Annotated in this window: 7 protein-coding genes; 4 read left to right on the top strand and 3 right to left on the bottom strand. The window is 71.9% G+C overall.

Annotation, left to right across the window (positions count from 1 at the left end; all coding sequences use genetic code 11):
- Positions 1–286: 286 nt before the first annotated feature.
- The gene (locus tag GH736_RS18365) at positions 287–1,096 is read right to left on the bottom strand and encodes a thymidylate synthase (protein WP_159605911.1); all 810 of its coding nucleotides are present in this window, start codon (positions 1,094–1,096) and stop codon (positions 287–289) included.
- Positions 1,097–1,218: 122 nt separating this feature from the next.
- Here GH736_RS18365 and GH736_RS18360 point away from each other — a divergent pair, with 122 nt between their 5' ends.
- Genes GH736_RS18360 through GH736_RS18345 form a run of 4 tightly spaced genes read left to right on the top strand, consistent with a single transcriptional unit; the run spans position 1,219 to position 3,498 of the window.
- Positions 1,219–1,659 (top strand): thioredoxin family protein, encoded by a 441-nt coding sequence (locus GH736_RS18360; protein ID WP_159605909.1) that lies wholly within the window; start codon positions 1,219–1,221, stop codon positions 1,657–1,659.
- Positions 1,646–2,113, top strand: a complete 468-nt coding sequence (locus GH736_RS18355) for a DUF4395 domain-containing protein (RefSeq protein ID WP_159605907.1) — start codon at positions 1,646–1,648, stop codon at positions 2,111–2,113. Before GH736_RS18360 ends, GH736_RS18355 begins: the two co-directional genes overlap by 14 nt.
- Positions 2,114–2,169: 56 nt before the next feature.
- Positions 2,170–2,592: an OsmC family peroxiredoxin gene (locus GH736_RS18350; protein ID WP_159605905.1), complete on the top strand. Its 423-nt coding sequence runs from the start codon at positions 2,170–2,172 to the stop codon at positions 2,590–2,592.
- Positions 2,593–2,601: 9 nt separating this feature from the next.
- The gene (locus tag GH736_RS18345) at positions 2,602–3,498 is read left to right on the top strand and encodes a TIGR01777 family oxidoreductase (RefSeq protein ID WP_328596904.1); all 897 of its coding nucleotides are present in this window, start codon (positions 2,602–2,604) and stop codon (positions 3,496–3,498) included.
- On the opposite strand, the gene GH736_RS18340 is transcribed toward GH736_RS18345, so the two are convergent.
- Both GH736_RS18340 and GH736_RS18335 read right to left on the bottom strand, forming a co-directional pair.
- The gene (locus GH736_RS18340) at positions 3,473–3,913 is read right to left on the bottom strand and encodes a hypothetical protein (protein WP_159605901.1); all 441 of its coding nucleotides are present in this window, start codon (positions 3,911–3,913) and stop codon (positions 3,473–3,475) included. The genes GH736_RS18345 and GH736_RS18340 overlap by 26 nt on opposite strands.
- The coding region (locus tag GH736_RS18335) for a dihydrodipicolinate reductase C-terminal domain-containing protein (protein WP_328596903.1) at positions 3,910–4,169 on the bottom strand (260 nt) is incomplete at its 5' end. The genes GH736_RS18340 and GH736_RS18335, both read right to left, overlap by 4 nt.

Below are 4,169 nucleotides of genomic sequence, written 5' to 3'. Positions count from 1 at the left end.
AAGGCCGAGCTTCGCGAACAGGTCGGGCAGCACGCCGGTGCGGGCGCGCCGCCGTCATCGCCGGCGGCGCTGCCGGACGCACAGGCGCTGAATGCGAGCAACCGCGCCGACATCGTTGGACTCGATGGGGAACACACCACCTCCCGCGTCCTCACGCTCGCACGCGGTACTACGAGGCGAACACGTTCAACCGGTTCGATCCGGCGAGCCCGTTCGGCGGGTACAAGGAGTCGGGCTACGGCCGCGGTGGTGATCACCCACGAGCACCCCGACCCCGCACCGCTCGTCATACCGCGACGGCCGCGCGGATCGCCGGGTGGTGCTGGTAGCCCTCGACGATGAAGTCGTCGTACTCGTAGTCGAAGATCGAGGCCGGCGTGCGGGCGAACCGCAGGGTCGGCGGGGCGAAGGGCGTGCGAGTGAGCTGCTCGGTCACCTGCTCGACGTGGTTGTCGTAGATGTGGCAGTCGCCCCCGGTCCACACGAAGTCGCCGACCTCGAGGCCCGTCTGCTGGGCGACCATGTGCGTGAGCAGCGCATAGGACGCGATGTTGAAGGGCACGCCGAGGAACAGGTCGGCGCTGCGCTGGTAGAGCTGGCACGACAGTCGGCCGTCGGCCACGTAGAACTGGAACAGCGCGTGGCACGGCGCCAGCGCCATGTCGGGGATGTCGGCCGGATTCCACGCCGACACGATGAGGCGGCGAGAGTCGGGGTTCACGCGGATCTGCTCGATGACCTGCGAGATCTGGTCGATGGTGTCGCCGCCGGGCGTCGGCCACGAGCGCCACTGCACGCCGTAGACGGGACCGAGCTCGCCCGCGGCATCCGCCCACTCGTCCCAGATGGTGACGCCGTGTTCGCGGAGCCAGCCGACGTTCGACGAGCCCTGCAGGAACCAGAGCAGCTCGTAGGCGATCGACTTGAAGTGCACGCGTTTGGTGGTGACGAGGGGGAATCCCTGCGAGAGGTCGAAGCGCAGCTGGCGGCCGAACACGCTGCGCGTGCCGGTACCCGTGCGATCGGTCTTGTGCGTGCCGTGCTCGAGCACGTCGCGCAGGAGGTCTTCGTAGGGCGTGGGGATCGTCTCGGCCATCGCCTCGATGCTAACCCCGACGGCCGACGGCGTGGGCGGATGCCGCAGGCGTGCCTCGCAGCCGGGCCGTCATCCTCCGTCACACACCCCAACCGGCCGGAGCGCCGCCGTAGCATCGCCGCATGGACTGGCCGGCCGCACTGCTCGCGGCCGTCGCGCTGCCCGCCGGAGCGGTGGCCCTCGGGCTCTGGTGGCGATCGCGCACCGGCCGGGTGGCCGCGGCATCCGATGACTCGGCCCTCGACGACCTCGGACTCGCGCCCGCCGCGATCGGCAGCTCGGCGACGCTGGTGCAGTTCTCGACCGAGTACTGCAGCCGGTGCCCCTCGACGGCACGGCAGCTCGCGTCGATCGCCGCGGACTACGCGGGCGTGCGGCACGTCGAGCTCGACCTGACCCGCCGACCCGACCTGGCTGATCGCTTCCGCATCCTGCAGACGCCGACCACCCTCATCCTCGACGCCAGCGGCGCCGCATCCGCCCGCATCGGCGGCGTGCCCGACGCGCACGCCGTGCGCCGCCACCTCGACACCCTCACCGGGAGGTCCCGTGTCCCATCCTGAATCCGACCGACCAGACGGCATCGATCCGCGCGGCCCGCGCTTCACGGCGGGCATCACGGCCGTGCTGCTGCTCATCGTCGCCGTGCTCGGCTTCGGCGGCGCCGACCTCGCCGCGTGGATCCTCCTCGCGGCGCTGAGCGCGCTCTTCGCGTGGGGCGCGTTCGCCGGGGTCCGTCGACACCCGTTCGCGCTCCTGTTCCGACGGCTCGTGCGCCCGCGTCTCGCGGCCTCCGACGAGCTCGAGGATCCACGTCCGCCGACCTTCGCGCAGGGCGTCGGCTTCGCCGTGACCGTCGTCGGCGTCATCCTGGGGGCGGCGGGGCTCACCGCCGCGGTGCCGATCGCGGCATCCCTCGCCTTCATCGCCGCGTTCCTCAACGCGGCGTTCGGGTACTGCCTCGGATGCCAGCTGTACGTGCTGCTCGTGCGGGCACGAGTCATCGCACGGACCTGACCTCGCGGCATCCGCCCGGATAGGCTGGGAACCCGTCTCGAGGAGGAGGATCCCACATGGCACTCACGAGTGAAGCGACCACCGTCTGGACCGGCACGCTGTTCGAAGGATCGGGCCACGTCGCCCTCGACTCCTCGGGCCTCGCGACGTTCGACGTGAACTGGAAGGCCCGCAGCGAAGGCGTCGCGAACACGACGAATCCCGAGGAGATGCTGGCCGCCGCGCACTCCTCGTGCTTCTCGATGGCCCTGTCGCTCGCCCTGACGCAGGCCGGACTGCCGCCCGAGAGCATCCAGACCACGGCAGCCGTCACCTTCGAGGCCGGCAAGGGCGTGCTCGGCAGCCACCTGCTCGTCAGCGCCCGGGTGCCCGGCATCACCGAGGAGCAGTTCGAGGCCATCGCCGAGGACGCCAAGGCGAACTGCCCCATCTCGCAGGCGCTGTCGATCCCGATCACGATCGAAGCCGAGCTCGCCTAGACCGTGCGGGTGCTCATCGCCGGCGCGTCCGGCTTCATCGGTACGGCCCTGGTCGAGCGACTGCACGCCGACGGACACGAGATCGTGCGCCTCGTGCGGCGCCGCGCGCAGGGCACCGACGAGGCGACCTGGTCGCCGGCCGCGGGCATCATCGACTTCACGGTGATGGACCGCGTCGACGCGGTGGTGAATCTCTCCGGTGCGTCGCTCGCGCGGTTGCCGTGGACGAAGACGTACCGGGGCGAGATCAACGACTCCCGCGTGACCGCCACCCGCACCCTCGCCGACGCGATGCGGAAGGCCCGTCGTCCCCCGGCGGTCTTCCTGAGCGCCTCGGCGGTGGGCTTCTACGGCGACCGGCCCGGCGAGCTCCTCACGGAGTTCTCGAGCGCGGGCACCGGATTCCTCGCCGAGGTCGTGTCGCGCTGGGAGAGCGCCGCGGCACTCGCGCCGCACGAGACCCGGTCAGTGGTGTTCCGCACCGGCATCGTCGTGGGTGAGGGCGGGGCCATGCAGCGGGTGGGCACCCTCACCCGGTTCGGACTCTCGGGGCGCCTCGGCACCGGGGGGCAGCACTGGCCCTGGATCGGCCTGGCCGACGAGGTCGGGGCGATCACGCACCTGCTCGAATCCAGGCTCTCGGGCGCGGTGAACCTCACCGGGCCGACGCCGGCGACGGCCGATCGGGTGATGGCCGCCATGGCCGAGCGGATGCACCGGCCCTACACGTTCACGGTGCCCGAGCGCATGCTCGAGCTGGCGCTCGGCCGGGCCGCCGACGAACTGCTGCTGTCGAGCCAGAAGGTCCGGCCGCAGCGGCTCATCGACGACGGCTACCGCTTCGAGCACGTCACCATCGAGTCGGCGCTCGACGCGATGCTCAGCGCTCCGCGCGCTCGAGCGTGATGGCGCGCCGGACGGCGCCGCGGGCCCTGCGGCGGTCGCCGGCCGCGTCGTAGGCGAGACCCAGTCGGAGCCAGGCGCGCCAGGAGTCGGGCTCCGCCTCCGCCGCGTCGCGGAACGCCGGGAACGCGGCATCCGCTGCCGACCGCTCGGGTCGACCGCTCGGCTTGACCGGGATCTCGAGCTCCAGGCCGCCCTCATCCTCGAGTCGTCGCATGAGCGCCTGCGACCGCACCCCGAACGAGATCTCGCGCCAGAGCGCCCACGCGGCGATGACCGGCAGCACGATGAGCGCGAGCCCGATGCCCACCGCGACGGGCTCGCCGGTGGCCATGAACTGCACGGCGCGCCATCCGACGAGCACCACGTAGAGCGCGAGGAGGACGGCCATCACGATGGCGCCGGCCCTGGTCGTCATGAGGGGTCGGGCAGGCCGAGGTCGAGCAGGGCGTCGAGGCCGACGACGACCCCGGATGCCGCGGCGGCACGCCGGAGCGCCAGCAGGATGCCCTGCTCGTAGGCCGAGGCCGACACCGTCGAGTGGGCGATCGTCAGCGTCTCTCCCTCGCCGCCGAGGACCACGCGCTGTTCGGCGAGCACGCCCGACAACCGCAGGCTGTGCACGGGGACGCCGGAGACGAGCTGGCCTCGGGCGCGCTGGTCGGCGTGGGGCG

It is taken from the genome of Agromyces humi, assembly GCF_009720255.1.
Taxonomy (GTDB): Bacteria; Actinomycetota; Actinomycetes; order Actinomycetales; family Microbacteriaceae; genus Agromyces; species Agromyces humi.
This window is presented reverse-complemented; position numbering and strand designations above follow the sequence as displayed.